This is a genomic window from Balneola vulgaris DSM 17893, assembly GCF_000375465.1.
In the GTDB taxonomy this organism is placed as follows: Bacteria; Bacteroidota; Rhodothermia; order Balneolales; family Balneolaceae; genus Balneola; species Balneola vulgaris.
Genome location: NZ_AQXH01000001.1, coordinates 1052438 through 1067487 on the forward strand (window position 1 = coordinate 1052438; position 15050 = coordinate 1067487).

Here is a 15050-nt window from a genome sequence, read left to right on the forward strand (position 1 = left end):
AAAATGGTAAGGCAAACAAATGAGAGTACGAATGTTAGGAAAGTAGACTTCATGTTAATCAGACGATATGTTTTCTAGAACGTTTCAACTCTCCTAATAAACTCAAAAATTTGAAAAACCCCACAATCTAAAATTTAGAAGCTTGTAAATCCGATGAGCTATGCTCATTTTCAGGCAAAAAATTATCTATGGCAGATTTAATTGGTGTTTTCGCTCTTATTATTGGATTAGAATTAGTGCTAGGTATAGATAACATTCTCGTTATCACCATTCTCGTAAGTCGCCTAGATGAGAAGTATCAAAATAAAGCCAGGAATATTGGCTTAGCATTAGCCATGGTTGGGCGTTTGGTATTATTAGCTCTCCTTCTTCAGCTCACAGAACTTACCAATCCTGTGTTTATGGACTTTTCCATACGCGATATCATTTTGATAGTGGGTGGCTTGTTCTTGCTATATAAAGCCGTTAAAGAGATTCATCATACCGTAGAGCTAAAAGACGAAGAAGACCTAGCTAACAACAAAAAGAGTACCTTCAGTTCTGTGATTACTCAAATCGTGCTGCTAGATATAGTATTCTCTGTGGATAGTGTTATAACAGCGATCGGTTTAACAGATATAGTTTGGGTAATCATCACTGCTGTAGTTTTATCCTATACCCTTATTCTGATATTTGCGAAGCCCATTGGCGATTTTATTACTGAGAACCCCGCATTAAAGATATTGGCACTCTCATTTTTAATAAGCATCGGAATTACCATATTCATGGAAGGATTCCACAAAGAAGTTCCTAAGGCATATATTTATCTACCTATGGGATTTGCCTTGTTAGTAGAATTATTGCAAATGAGGTATTCAAAGAATCGGGCACAAAAGAAAGAAGCGATCAAAAAGCTTTAAAAAATCACATTAAATTAAGGTGTAGTACCAACAAATAATGTACTCACCTCTCATATTCGGAAAATAGATGGGGAATAATAGATCAATTATTACTGGGACAGGTGTACCTAAAGCACTCTACTTTTTAGTACTCTTTATGATATTGTCTATTTCTCCTGTCTTTGGTCAAGATGATATCCCTAAAGTAGAGGAAGGGGTAATTGATTTAACTGAATATTCGTTATATGGGCGGTCTGTACCTCTTTATGGGGAGTGGGAATTCTATTGGGAGTCACTTATTCCACCCTCTGAAATAGCCCTTCAAGAGGATAAAAATTATAGAGCATTCACTAAACTTTGGAATGAAGACTACACCCCTTTTGGCTATGCTACCTATCGGGCTAAAATTAAAATTCCTAGAAACAGGCCTACCCTCGCCTTACAGATCCCAGACTTCTATCTAGCATTTTCACTGTATTTAAATGGGAAATTATTTCATAGTAATGGTGTAGTAGGAACTTCAAAAGAAAACTATAAGCCAAATTATAATCCCAGAACTTTAACCATTGATAATATTGAGGGCGATGAAATTGAAATTGTAGTGCATACAACTAATTTCCATCATCGTAGAGGGGGTTCTTATAAGCCCATCTTCATTGGTGATGAAGAAGTTTTACACCGTGCTCGTGAGCAGGAACTAGCTTATACCTATATCCTAACGGGCACTATTCTGATGGGTGGATTTTTCTTTTTAGGGCTCTTTTTGTTTGGCACCCATGAAAAGGCCATACTCTACTTCTCTCTATTCTGTATAGTGTATAGTTACAGAATTGCAGGCACAGGAATTTACCCCATCCACTTCATTATGCCAGGCTTGCCGTGGATACTTGGCCTGAAGTTGGAATACCTCACTCTTTACATGGCTGTATTCTTTTTTGGTGAGTACACAGTGAATTTATACCCTCATGAAGCTTCTCGGAAAATTATATCCCTCCTAAGTGGTATCTCCTTATTGTTTGCCTTATCCGCCATTGTGCTTCCTGTTTTCTACTTCACGAATATGTTGATGACCTTCTTTGCCATCATGGTAGTATATATTCTATATACCTTTTTAGTATATGTACGGGCAGCCATTCATAAACGCGATGGATCCTTGTTTGCAACTACAAGTACCACCATTGTATTCTTCGTTTTTTTCCACGACCTCTTCGTTTATATGGGCTATTTGCCACGGTCGTTAATAATAAATGCTGTAGGCTACATCTCCTTTTTCTTCTTCCAATCGTTGGTGCTGTCATATCGATTTTCTACTTCTTTGAAGCGTGTAACCGCTGAAGCACAAGAAGCATCACGGGCAAAATCTCAATTCTTATCCACCATGAGTCATGAGATTAGAACTCCGTTAAATGCCATTATTGGGCTTTCTGGACTTCTGAGTGAGACAAAGTTAAATATCAAGCAGTACGATTTTGTTAAAACCATCAAAATGAGTGGTGAGAACTTACTCAGTATCATCAACAACATATTGGATTACTCTAAAATTGAATCCAATGAAATGGTGATTCAGCAAACCGAATTTGAGCTTCGTGAAATCATCGAAAATGCTCTTGAAGTTGTAGCCCCATTAAACAATAACCCCAACGTTGAACTCATCTACGATATAGATGAGGATGTGCCTGCTTTCATTATTTCTGACCCTGTTAAACTTCAACAGATATTAGTAAACCTGATAAATAATGCGATAAAGTTTACGGAAGAAGGCGAAGTGTTTGTATCTGTGAACAAGTTAGAAATTGAAGACAACGAAGAGTTTTATTTAAAAGTAAACATCAAGGATACTGGAATTGGGATTTCTGAAGAAGGAAAACAGAAGCTCTTCCAAAGTTTTTCTCAAGTTGAAGAAGGCAAATCTCGTAAATATGGGGGAACAGGATTAGGTCTTGTAATCAGTAAACGATTATCCGAATCAATGGGCGGTTCCGTACATGTTGAAAGTGCCCTTGGTATTGGAACTACTTTTACGTTCACCATTCGAGTTGAGGCAGGTTCCTCTACGTTAAAGCCATTTAGATCAGTGGCCCTTCAAAATAAACGAGCCTTCTTATTAGACGATAATAAAACCAATTTACATATACTGTCTCAACAACTAACAGCTCATAACATAGAAGTTGAGACCGCTACGCATTTCTCTCTCACAACAGGCAACATCAAGGATCTTGCAAACTTTGATATTATGATCATGGATATGCATATGCCTAAACTTGATGGTGTTTACATCGCCAAAGAGATTCGCAAAGAATATGACTTGAATACACTCCCTATTGTGTTATTAAGCTCTATTCACAACGAAATTAGTTCTGAAGAAGAAGATCTCTTCAATCTCCATCTTACCAAACCCGTTAAGCACTCACAGTTGATTCATCAACTAGACAAACTATTCCAAAATCAACGTGAAGGAGATGACAAGGAAACTAGAAGTATTCCTATTCCTAAAACCATATCTGACAAACGCGTATTGGTAGCTGAAGACAATATTTTTAACCAAAAAGTGGCTATTAGAATATTAGAGCGTTTAGGATATAAAGCCGACATAGCAGAGAACGGCATCGAAGCATATAACGAAATCATGAAAGGACATTATGATATAGTGTTTATGGATATCGAAATGCCAGAAATGGATGGGATTGAAACAACTATAAAGCTTCAAGAGAACCTGCACAAACTGGATAAAGCACCAATCATTATTGCCATGACCGCTAATGCGTTAAACGAAGACAAGCAACGGTGTTTAGATTCGGGTATGGATGACTTCATAGCCAAACCCATCACTTTAGAGTCTTTATATAGAGTGATTAAGAACTGGGTATAGCACAAAATTTTACGGATTGCTATAATACACATTGTTATACTTCACGTATCAATGATCACTTTACCCAAATTAAATGAATCGCTTACAACGAATTAGCTTATTAATAGCATTCGCACTGCCAGTATTTATACAGTGCCAAAACACCTATGAGTTTTCAGAAGAGAACTCAGCTCGAATTTTAAAAACATTGAGCTCTGATGAAATGAAAGGCCGCCATGCTTTCTCTCCTGAAATTGAAATGGCCGCAGATTTTATAAGTAATGAATTTTCTGAAATCGGGCTTCAGCCACTTAATGGTGAGTCTGATTACAGACAAAGCTTTGAATTGTATTCTATTGGTGTAGATGAAGCTTCAATAAGTGTAAACGGGCGTACTGTTGGTAGCAATGATTTCTTTGCTATGGTAAATGCAGAACCCATTTCATGGTCTTCAGCTGACGATGTGACCACACATCAAATTAAACGAGGCGAAGATTTTAGAGCAAAATTCAATGAATTTAGAAATGGCACGGAAGACGCGCTCGTTTTGGTTCATAATAGCCAAGAAGAAAACTTCAGAAGATATCAGTCTTTCTTTTCACGAGCATCCAGAACCTTCCCCGATAAGCAAAGTCCGAATGTAGTGTTTGTATTATCAAACGCATCAGCATCAACCAATTTCGACATCAACATCACTAAGAAAGTAGATGTAATTGAAATGGCCAATGTTGCAGGTATGATTGAAGGAAATCGCACTGATGAATATGTTCTTTTCTCAGCGCACTATGATCACATTGGTGTTCGTACTCCACAAGAAGCTGGCGCCGATTCTATTGCTAATGGTGCCAATGATAATGCTTCTGGTGTAACAGCAGTGATTGAACTAGCTCGTTACTTTGCAAGTATGGGTAAACCAGAACGTAGTTTATTATTCGTGGGATTTACCGCTGAAGAGTCTGGTGGATATGGTTCTAAATACTTCTCGGAGCAATTAAACCCGGATGAAATCATGGCGATGTTTAATATCGAAATGATTGGTAAACCAGCTGTATCTGGCCCTAATTCAGCATGGATTACAGGTTTCGAACGTTCGTCGTTTGGTGAGCTACTTCAAAAAAGCACCGAGGGTACTATCTATGAGTTTTACCCAGATCCGTATCCAGCGCAGAATCTATTCTATCGTAGTGATAATGCTACTTTAGCTCGTCTTGGAGTTCCTGCACATTCAATAAGCACAACTCCTATCGATGTTGATCCAGATTACCATGAAGTATCTGATGAATTCGAAACCATTGATATTAGTCATATGACCAATACCATTCGTGCCATTTCTAGAGCAGCAGAAGGTATTATATCAGGCGACGATACGCCTACCAGAGTTGATGTTAGCAAAGTAAACTAAGCTAATTACACAGTCTTAACAGTGCTTTTCTATTCATTTAGGGAAGCACTTTTTTTATTTAGAAGCGGTAAGTGCTTTATTATGAAATTTTAAATCGGATTACACTTCCTACCTGCATTTGCGCTAATGGATCCAAGTAATGCTCACGTACCTTCGCAATGCGAGGATAGCCCCCTACTGTTTGTGCATCTCTCATTAATATGATTGGCTGTCCCGATGGAGGTAATTGGATTACCCCAGGTACAACACCCGATGATTTCAATTCAAGATTAGGAGTTGGTAAAGGGATATCTGAAGCCAAACGGATTCCCATTCTATTGCTTTGTGGTTGAATGCTAAATTCAGTGTTGGTTAATTGCTCAATAGCATCCTTTGACAAGTATTCAAATTCAGGTCCGAGAAGGAGTTCCACCGTTAACTTATGGCTGTAATAGGGAATTTCGTTTGGTGATGCTTGCTTTAACTCCGAAGTAGACGGCTCTTTCACTGAAATCACATCACCACCTTTTAATGTTTGTCCGTTGAAACCTCCAAAATGCCCCGGCACAAAAGTTGAATAGCTCTCCATCACTTTTTCTATGTCCCATTCACCCGCTATTGCCAAGTACGATCGTACCCCCGAACGAGCATAATTCATCTTAACGATGTCTCCGGCTTGTACATTAATGCTCTGATTTCTTTCTAAGCTCATTTCATTCAGCGTAGCTTTCATATCGGCACCCGTTATAGCAATGGTAGCTGAATGCAGAACTTTGAAGCTCCCTCCTTTTAAGGTGAATTCAATCACCGGAAAATGAGCGGGATTTCCAACCAGCCTATTTGCAAGTTTAGCTGCCGTTTGGTCCATCGCACCTGAAAGTGGAACCCCATATTCTCGGTACCCTACTCGACCCAAATCTTGAATAGTAGCAAACACACCGGGGTCCAAAATCTTTATAGTATCAGCCATGTGCACTCAATTTTTGGTACTCCGATTCAGTAATGGGCTGAAATATCAAGGTATCACCAGCATTAAGTGTAGTAGGTGGTTGTTCATTGGCATTAAAAAAAGACTCCGGTGATCGACCAATAATTTGCCACCCACCTGGACTTTGCAAGGAATACAGTCCTGTTTGAGCCCCTCCAATTCCAACCGAACCCGCTGGCAAACATACTCTTGGGCTTTCTTTTCTTGGACAATGCAATGCTTCGTCCAATCCTTTTAAGAATATAAAGCCCGGCAAAAACCCCATCATTGCAATAGTGTATTCAGTACCAGAATGTTGTTGGATGATATTTTCTTTAGTTAACCCCGTATGTGCCTCAACCTCAGCCCAATCAAGACCGAGTTCATAACATACCTTCACGATGTGTTTTTGAGGAGCTAATGCCGTCACATTTATAGTGCTTAATTGTGCAAAAAGGTCTTCTAAGGCATGTATAGTGGCATCTTTCCAACTATTGAATAGAATTGTGATAGAATCGAAGGCAGGGATAAATTCGGATACCCTTGCATCTTTCAGGCTATTGAATGCGGCCATTGCCTTATGAACTTCACGTAATGGATCAACCACACCCACAGGTGATATTAGAATGGCGTATTCGGAAAGTTGAAATACACGCCACTCAACTTCGTTAAACTGAAGTGATTTTAACTCCATGATCCTCTAAAAACTTATGAATGCTTTTTGCCAATGACTGAGCGTCGTCCGTATCGCTATGTAGGCAAATAGTTTCTGCCTTTATTGGATAGGTATTGCCATTATAGCTGGTAACTGTACTAGATAGTACCATTGATCTTATTTGCTCTAACACCGCTTCTGCATTACTGAGCACGGCTCCTTCTAACTTTCGCGACCTTAAGGTCAGATCATCATTATAACTACGATCAGCAAAAACTTCTGCTTTGAAGACCAAGCCATGATCTATAGCTGCCTGTTCAAATTTTGACCCAGATTGCCCATACACGATTACATTTAAATCTAAGTCGACAATTGCTTTTGAAATCAAGTTTGCTGTTTCAGCTTGAACACTCGCTGCGTTGTACAATGCCCCATGTGGTTTTACATGATGCAATGAACTCCCATTCTCTTCAACTATCCTATTTAGATTTAAAATCTGCTGCTTAATGGAGTCGCTCAATTCATTTGGATCCATTTCCATTTCACGGCGACCAAAACCTGACCTATCAGGATAGGATGGATGGGCGCCTATGGCCACTTCGTACGAACGGGCTAATTCCACCGTTTTCGTCATACTTCTCACATCCCCTATATGCCCACCACATGCAATATTACATGAGGAGATATAAGGCATAATCGCCTCATCTTTTTTGGGGCCATCATCCGTTCGCCATTCTCCTAAATCACAATTCAGATCAACTTTTATTTCCATTAAAGAAATTGAAAAACTGAGTTTAAACTTCTAAATCCCACTAATAGTGCTACTGTTATAACAATAACACCGAGTATATTTTGAGTGAGTGTATTTACATAATCACCCAATAACGATTTCTTATTTACGATATATAAAAGGAAAATAGCAATCAGTGGTAATAGAATTCCATTGGCCACTTGTGCAAACTGTATGATTTGTACAGGCTTAAAATTCAGCATCGAAAAGAGTACCCCAATTACAAGAATGATCATCCATACTGTTTTAAATTTGATATGATGCATATCAACCTGCCAACCTAGAATGCCACGGGCCGCATAAGCCGCGGCTAATGGCGCCGTGATTGCAGATGAAATACCCGCTGCAAACAGTCCCAATGCTAGGAAATATTTTGCCCAACTACCCAATAGTGGTTCGAGTTGAACCGCCATATCGGCCGCACTCGATATCGTTGCCCCCTCACCTCCAAAAGCTGCCGCACTTGTGATTACAATGGTCATGGAAATCAATCCTCCAAGTACGATAGCTGTGATATTTTCTTTCCTTAAATCACTTAGCTGGCTTGGTGAGTGATACTTCTGTTGAACAGAGGATGCATGTAAGAATAGGTTGTAAGGCACTACAGTAGTTCCGATTAAGGCAACTACCGTCAATAGTTGATCGGCGTCCGCTGTGGGCACTAATAACCCCTTTAGTACATCCATTAAATTAGGAGCTACGATAATGGCTGTAGTTAAAAAGACCACACTCATGATGATCACAAGTCCTATCAAAAAATTCTGAATACGTTTAAAATTCCCTGAAAACAATAGCCAAAATGCGATTACGCCTATCAGAAGTGGGGTAAATCGAATAGTTGTTGCCCCTACATTAATGGACCACTCTCCCACTATAGCCTGCCACCCAAGCACCGCTCCTGAAATGTTACCCCCTTCATATGCCGCATTTCCAATTACGATAGCGCCTAATACTAGTAGTATACCGGCTACGCGGAGAACAGGCTGTTTCAGTTCATTTCGAATTGCTTCTCCAAAACCTTTTTGAGTTATTAACCCCAATCGAGCAGTCATTTCTTGAAGAATGATGGTGGCTATTACGGAAAACAATAATGCCCAAAGAAGCATATATCCCGAATTAACACCGGCAAGAGTACAAACGGTAACGGTTCCAGGACCAATAAAAGCAGCGGTTACTAAGGTACTAGGACCAAAGTATTTCTTAATTTGAAAATTCATGTTTGAGTATATAGAATGTAGGGGTTAAAATCCTGCTTCACGTAACCCGTTAAATCCGACCTATGGCAGAAAATAAAACACGTCCTACCGATTTGAAAGTCTCTGATTATTTGGCTGCAATTGAAAATGACCAAAGAAGAGAAGATTGCACGGTTATTCACGACATGATGAAAGAGGTTACTCAAAAAAGTCCAAAAATGTGGGGGCATGCTATAGTGGGTTTTGGCACTTATCACTATAAATATGAAAGCGGACGTGAAGGGGATATGCTTATGACGGGATTCAGTAATAGAGTAAATGCCATTACCCTTTATGTGATGACAGGCTTTCCTAGGCATCAGGATTTAATGGATAAACTTGGGAAATATAAAACAGGCAAATCCTGTTTATACATCAAAAAATTAGCCGACGTTGATATCAATGTGCTTCGAGAGTTAATAGAAGCCTCTTATGAAGCCTGTTCACAGAAATATGACATCATTGACTAAATAGAAGTCTTGAACGTCTATTAACATCTACTATGACACTTAACGATTTTGAACCTTTTACCATTGAGCTTGAAGATGACTATGAAGGCCGTGTAATTGCCACTTTATTGCGGTCAACCTTCAATCAAGATGGAAACCCTGTTATCCTATATGTACATGGGTATAATGATTATTTTTTTCATCCTCATGTAGCTGAAGCCGTACATGAAGCGAACTATAATTTTTATGCACTCGATTTAAGAAAATATGGCCGGTCTTTACTACCTCATCAACATCCCAATTATTGCAGAGATGTAAACGAATACTACGAAGACATCAACGAGGCTATCAAAATTATTCGCAATACCCACACGGCACCAATAATACTGTTAGGGCACTCTACGGGTGGCTTAATTTGCTCGATGTATATGAATTTTGGTGAATTAAGACATGAAGTTCATTCATTGGTATTGAACTCTCCCTTTTTTGAATTTAATGTGAACTCATCAACGAAATTCTGGAATCTGTTAGCTGCAAAGGCATTCTCATTTTTCATGCCCTATGCTAATAAGCGAAAACCACTTTCCCTATTATACACCAAAAGCATCCATAAGAAATATTATGGAGAATGGGACTTTAAAGAAGAATGGAAGCCCGAACGTGGGTTTCCCGCATACTTCAAATGGTTAATAGCTATTCACGAAGCTCAAAATACACTCAAAGAAAAGTCCGATATAAAAGTACCTGTTTTGGTAATGCATTCAGAAAAATCTAAGAAGCCCAGAAAATGGGACCCTGAGATTTTGGGAATGGATATTGTACTTAATATTGAGCACATAAAAGAAATTGGTAAGAAATTAGGAAAAAAAGTTACCTTCCTGCCGATTAAAAAAGGAATGCACGATATATTTCTCTCTAAAAAAGATGTCCGTGATCAGGCTTTTTCATCTATGATAACGTGGTTAAATAAGGTGATTAAATAATCTACTATGGAAAACAGTATTATATTCAATATTACTATAAACGCCTCTGCCGAAAAGGTATGGGATACAATTACAAACCCAGACAAGATCGAGCAATATATGTTTGGCTCTCGTTGCGAGAGTGCTTGGGTTCCCGGAGCAAAGGCAAACTATTTCATCAAACAGGGTGATAAAGATGTAACGGTTGTGAAAGGTGAGGTGATTCGATCTGAACCTCATAAACTTCTTGAACACACCATTTTCCCTGCAGGCTCAGAAATCGAAGATATTCTCGAAAATTATATCGTAATCATCTATGAGCTAGAAGAACAAGATGGTAGCACAGAGCTTACTATCACTCAAAAAGGCTATAACTATGTAGCTAATGGCAAAGTGCGCTATATAGAAACTCAAAAAGGGTGGAAAGCCGTTTTACCAAAGCTTAAAGAAGTAGCCGAGCAGTAGATGTATGAGTTTCATACAGATAAAAAAAGGTACTTCAACATGCAGTACCTCACTTCAAAAGAATACATCATTCCTTTTATACAGGGGTCTGTTCCACTAAAAGAGACCTACAAAGTTCTTGAAATCGGTTGTGCTGAAGCTGGAGTATTAAAAGCATTCCTCGAACATGGGAATACTTGTACAGGAATTGAGCTGAGTGAAAGCCGTGTTGAACTTGCTAAATCATTTTTACCAGAAGCCGTCGAATCAGGGCAAATCTCCTTTATAGCTAAGGATATTTATGAAGTGGATGTAGAAGATGAAATCGGTCACACATTCGATATCATTATCTTAAAAGATGTGATTGAACACATTTTTGATCAAGAACGCTTTATTCCTGAACTCAAAAAATTCCTAGCGCCTAACGGACATATTTTCTTTGGGTTTCCGCCTTGGCAAATGCCATTCGGTGGCCACCAGCAAATGTGCCGCAATAAATTTTTGATGTATCTCCCCTTCTTTCACTTACTCCCAATGCCCGTTTATAAATGGGTTTTAAAAATTGGTGGAGAGTCTGAAAAGAACATTCAGAACTTAGTGGATATTAAATTGACGGGGATTAGTATCGAACGCTTTGAGCGAATTATAAAAGCAAGTGGACTCCATTTTAAGGCTAAGAAACTCTTTTTTATCAATCCGATTTACACCTATAAATTCAACCTTAAAGTAAGAGAACAGTTATCTTTGATAGCTAAAATTCCTGTACTAAGGAATTTTGTGTCAACCTGCGCATACTATCTGATATCTCAAGAATGAATTCACAGCCTAACAATCCATTACACGGCGTTAAACTTCAACAAATAGTAGAAGACTTAGTTAACTACTACGGGTGGGAGCAATTAAGCTATCATGTTGATATCAACTGTTTCAAAAACGAGCCCACTGTAAAAAGCAGTCTTAAATTTCTACGTCGCCACCAATGGGCAAGAGATGAAGTAGAAGCACTTTGGCTTGATGTTTTTGCAGAGTAATTTCTGAATTACCTACTTACTAGAGTTAACATTTCATTCTCTAAAAACATAAGTACCACTAAAAAAGCAAAAGCGATAACCACTCGAGTTACTTTCTGCTTTAAGGGATGAGTCTTCTCATTCTTAACTAATACCGACTTCACGGCTTCAATCACTCGATCGCGGTTATAAACCAATACAAAGCTGATTGCTAGTAAATAACTTATGGCGCTTAGCATTGCTCCTGTCGAAATCTCGTAAAAGTAATCCACTACAATAATGTTTAGCAGTACGGGAATTAAAATGGCTGCCCCAAGAATTTTAGTTCTCTGGAATAGTAACATGATTGAACCCAATAACTGAGTGCCACCTATAAACAGTATATAGCCAAATGAGTACCCAAAGAATGTCCATGCTAAATCGAAGCCCGATAGCTCTGATATAGGTAGGGAGTTCACGGCCTCTGGTATTTCATTTTGGTAGAATTGTCCACCTACTATTTTACCTAAGCCGTAAATCGACAATTTTATAGCTGCATAAATACGAGCAGCCAATTCAAGATGAGAAAGCAAAGTCTGTATTGATAGGTCCATAAATCTGTTTTTATCCAAAAATTTATGGCTCTTACTATCAACAACTATGGATGTTACAACTCAACTACATTTCTTAGTGCGTCGTCATAGTTCTCAATCAATTCAGACCAATCGTAATGCTTTACAAGTGATTGATAATCGATCTGGCGGAGATACATAAAAGTTTCGAGAGCTGTTTCTAAACGTACTTCAAGTTCACCCTCTTCATACAAGTAATCGCGCCGTATCTTCTTAGGGAAATGCCCAGGGTATGCTAAACGATTCGGTAGTATTGGGTGGCAATCGCAATACATGGCTTCCACCACGCTGCCGCCGAAAAAATCCTGCTTTGAGGTTACTGGGAGTATATCTGCTCTCCAAAGCCATCGTGCATATTCTTCAAAAGTATTGGCATAGCCCCAGTGAAGTATTTCGTCTTTCAAGTGCTCTTTGGCTTCTTCAAAAATGGGCGGGTTCACATCATTTTGCTCACCAAGAACAACCAACTTAAAAGCATGGCCATGTTCTTTGAGCCGGAACAATTGCTTAAAAAAAGCTTTCGGTCGTTTATCATATTCCCATCTATGATTCCACAGTATTACCGGTTCCGATTGCTTCTCTTTGTCTGAATCTCTGTAGTCATCAAATCGGCTTAGGTCTAATCCCAATGGCAATACTTCACTCTTCTCTGTTAGGCCTTTTAACTGATCTTTCTCTCGTTTATCAGGGAATTGCTTCAAAAAACTAGGCAGGCTGCCTAGAAACGACTTTTTATGGTATTCTGAATTGAAGAATACTTTATCGGCACTTAACGCAGATACATAGTTTATAAATGCGTAGTGATTGTCTCTTTTCTTTTTGAGGTCTCTATCCTGAGGCGACCACGGATAGGTTAGCTGGTTCTCGTGGAAGTAGATGGCAACAGGTATCCCTGATGACTTTTCTCTTGTTAACGCCAAAAAAGTCGTTAAATCGAGCATCGACGTTCCCAATATCAAATCGGGTTTTTCAGTGAGCTCATTAAATTGTTTTGCAAGGCTTATAGCGCCCCCATGCATTCTCCATTTCCAGTGTCGACCTTTTAAACTAAGTATCTCAATGCGATGAGATGAGTGTTTTTTTAGACCTTCAGCCCATTGCTGATGTGATCCTGAGAAAAAAGGTTCTAGTAATACTATATGTAGTTTTTTTGAGGAACCGATAGTTACTGAGTTTGATTAAAAATTTTGTGTGCAGCTTCCACACATTTTCTTCCATCTATAGCTGCAGAGATGATACCGCCAGCATAGCCTGCACCCTCTCCACATGGATATAATCCTTTAATTCGCACATGTTCCAAAGTCTCACGATTTCTAGGAATTCGCACAGGCGATGAGGTTCGAGATTCAGGTGCATGAACTACAGCCTCGTTTGTTAGGTAGCCTTTCATGCTTTTATTCATCTCTATAAAGCCTTTTCGTAAGGCTTCGTACATAAAATCAGGGAATAATTCTTTAAGGTTCGCAGAAGTTAAACCTGGAGAATAAGATGTTTTAGGAAGATCTGTTGATACTTTGCCTTTAGTAAAATCGACCAACCGTTGTGCGGGTACTCGTTGGGTTTTACCTGCTAGCTCCCATGCTTTTTGTTCAATGGCTTTCTGAAATTCCATCACTCTTAGAGGTCCATATTTCTCGTAGTCCTTAAAATCTTCTAAGCGAAGTTCTACCACAATGCCTGAATTCGCTGTAGGCCTAGAACGCTGAGAACCCGACCATCCATTGGTAACCACTTCCCCTGGGTGCGTGGCACATGCCGCTACTACCCCACCTGGGCACATACAAAATGAATATACTCCGCGGTCATTAACTTGCTTCACAATGCGATAGGGTGCTGGTGGTAAATATTCCCCTCTATCTTCACAGCTATACTGAATAGAATCGATAAGCTTTTGCTCATGCTCCACTCTTACACCCATCGCTATAGGTTTAGCTTCAATCTCGATACCTTTTTCATACAGTAATTCAAAAATATCTCGGGCTGAATGCCCCGTTGCTAAAAGCACTTGAGGAGCTTCAAATAGTGTACCGTCCGCTGTTCGCACACCTTGTACTGCATCAGAATCCACAAGGATATCAACTACTTTCTGTTCGAAATGAACCTCGCCCCCAAACTCACGAATATGATTACGAATGGCCGCTATGATTTTGGGCAATTTATTTGTGCCGATATGAGGATGGGCATCTACCGTAATTTCTTGTTTAGCACCGAAGGCAACTAAGAGTTTTAAAATCTCTTGAACATCTCCCCTCTTTTTGGAACGGGTATACAGTTTACCATCCGAGTAGGTTCCTGCCCCTCCTTCACCAAAACAATAGTTAGAGTCTGGATTCACAATGTGGTTTACATTGATGTTTTTGAGATCCTTTATTCGAGCCTTTACATCTTTACCGCGATCTAAAACAATGGGCTTACGTCCTACTTCCAAGCACTTGAGGGCTGCAAAAAGTCCGGCTGGGCCTGCACCTATAATCAGCAACGGCGGTTGGTTGCTTACATCTTCATAGCTTGGTTTTGTGATCTCTGGAGCTACATATTCTTCATTGATATACACTCGAACTTTGAGGTTTATTTTCACCTCTTTCTGGCGCGCATCTATCGATCTTTTTAAGATCTCCACATACGTTATATCATCCATTGCGATATCTGTAGTATGTGTTACATATTGTTTTAGTAACTCGCCATTGGCGGCTTGTTCGGGTGTAACTTGTAGCTGTAGTTCTTTCTGCATCGTATCGGTTCTATCAATCTAGATCACATATAAAAGCCTTGATACAGTAACAATCATATTGCCACTATATCAAGGCTTAATAAAACCAA

General features: G+C 39.2%; 15 protein-coding genes. 8 read left to right on the forward strand and 7 right to left on the reverse strand.

Features of this window, described 5'->3' with window-relative positions:
- Positions 1–188 precede the first annotated feature (188 nt).
- From B155_RS0104535 to B155_RS0104545, 3 genes are all read left to right on the forward strand, one after another.
- Positions 189–899 carry a TerC family protein gene (locus tag B155_RS0104535; protein WP_018127057.1) on the forward strand — a complete coding sequence of 237 codons (711 nt, stop codon included), beginning with the start codon at positions 189–191 and terminating at the stop codon, positions 897–899.
- Between the two features lie 67 nt (positions 900–966).
- On the forward strand, positions 967–3747 hold the full coding sequence (locus tag B155_RS13555; protein WP_018127058.1) for a hybrid sensor histidine kinase/response regulator: 2781 nt from the start codon (positions 967–969) through the stop codon (positions 3745–3747).
- Positions 3748–3820: 73 nt separating this feature from the next.
- The gene (locus B155_RS0104545) at positions 3821–5128 is read left to right on the forward strand and encodes a M20/M25/M40 family metallo-hydrolase (RefSeq protein ID WP_018127059.1); all 1308 of its coding nucleotides are present in this window, start codon (positions 3821–3823) and stop codon (positions 5126–5128) included.
- Between the two features lie 79 nt (positions 5129–5207).
- On the opposite strand, the gene B155_RS12980 is transcribed toward B155_RS0104545, so the two are convergent.
- The 4 genes from B155_RS12980 to B155_RS0104565 are packed head-to-tail and all read right to left on the reverse strand — an operon-like array spanning position 5208 to position 8736.
- Entirely contained in the window at positions 5208–6077 is an 870-nt protein-coding gene (locus B155_RS12980) for a 5-oxoprolinase subunit C family protein (protein WP_018127060.1), read from the reverse strand.
- Complete coding sequence (pxpB, locus tag B155_RS12985; RefSeq protein ID WP_018127061.1) at positions 6070–6768, reverse strand: 5-oxoprolinase subunit PxpB; 699 nt, start codon at positions 6766–6768, stop codon at positions 6070–6072. Before pxpB ends, B155_RS12980 begins: the two co-directional genes overlap by 8 nt.
- A complete protein-coding gene (pxpA, locus tag B155_RS0104560; protein ID WP_018127062.1) occupies positions 6743–7501 on the reverse strand; it encodes a 5-oxoprolinase subunit PxpA in 759 nt (252 codons plus the stop codon). The genes pxpB and pxpA overlap by 26 nt, the downstream gene beginning before the upstream one ends.
- A complete protein-coding gene (locus tag B155_RS0104565; protein ID WP_018127063.1) occupies positions 7501–8736 on the reverse strand; it encodes an Nramp family divalent metal transporter in 1236 nt (411 codons plus the stop codon). Before B155_RS0104565 ends, pxpA begins: the two co-directional genes overlap by 1 nt.
- Positions 8737–8798: 62 nt before the next feature.
- Between B155_RS0104565 and B155_RS0104570 the strand changes: the two genes are divergently transcribed.
- The 5 genes from B155_RS0104570 to B155_RS0104590 are packed head-to-tail and all read left to right on the forward strand — an operon-like array spanning position 8799 to position 11640.
- Positions 8799–9224: a DUF1801 domain-containing protein gene (locus tag B155_RS0104570; RefSeq protein ID WP_018127064.1), complete on the forward strand. Its 426-nt coding sequence runs from the start codon at positions 8799–8801 to the stop codon at positions 9222–9224.
- A gap of 32 nt (positions 9225–9256) precedes the next feature.
- A complete protein-coding gene (locus B155_RS0104575; RefSeq protein WP_018127065.1) occupies positions 9257–10186 on the forward strand; it encodes an alpha/beta hydrolase in 930 nt (309 codons plus the stop codon).
- 6 nt (positions 10187–10192) lie between these two features.
- Entirely contained in the window at positions 10193–10630 is a 438-nt protein-coding gene (locus tag B155_RS0104580) for an SRPBCC family protein (protein WP_018127066.1), read from the forward strand.
- A 39-nt stretch (positions 10631–10669) separates the two neighbouring features.
- The gene (locus B155_RS0104585) at positions 10670–11425 is read left to right on the forward strand and encodes a class I SAM-dependent methyltransferase (RefSeq protein WP_240386246.1); all 756 of its coding nucleotides are present in this window, start codon (positions 10670–10672) and stop codon (positions 11423–11425) included.
- Complete coding sequence (locus B155_RS0104590; RefSeq protein ID WP_018127068.1) at positions 11422–11640, forward strand: VF530 family protein; 219 nt, start codon at positions 11422–11424, stop codon at positions 11638–11640. Before B155_RS0104585 ends, B155_RS0104590 begins: the two co-directional genes overlap by 4 nt.
- A gap of 8 nt (positions 11641–11648) precedes the next feature.
- Here the strand turns inward: B155_RS0104590 and B155_RS0104595 are convergent, their stop codons facing one another.
- From B155_RS0104595 to B155_RS0104605, 3 genes are read right to left on the reverse strand one after another with little or no spacing between them, the layout of a single operon-like run.
- On the reverse strand, positions 11649–12212 hold the full coding sequence (locus tag B155_RS0104595) for a hypothetical protein (RefSeq protein ID WP_018127069.1): 564 nt from the start codon (positions 12210–12212) through the stop codon (positions 11649–11651).
- 53 nt (positions 12213–12265) lie between these two features.
- On the reverse strand, positions 12266–13393 hold the full coding sequence (locus B155_RS0104600) for a tRNA-queuosine alpha-mannosyltransferase domain-containing protein (RefSeq protein ID WP_040368048.1): 1128 nt from the start codon (positions 13391–13393) through the stop codon (positions 12266–12268).
- 2 nt (positions 13394–13395) lie between these two features.
- The gene (locus B155_RS0104605; RefSeq protein ID WP_018127071.1) at positions 13396–14961 is read right to left on the reverse strand and encodes an NAD(P)/FAD-dependent oxidoreductase; all 1566 of its coding nucleotides are present in this window, start codon (positions 14959–14961) and stop codon (positions 13396–13398) included.
- Between the last annotated feature and the right edge of the window lie 89 nt (positions 14962–15050).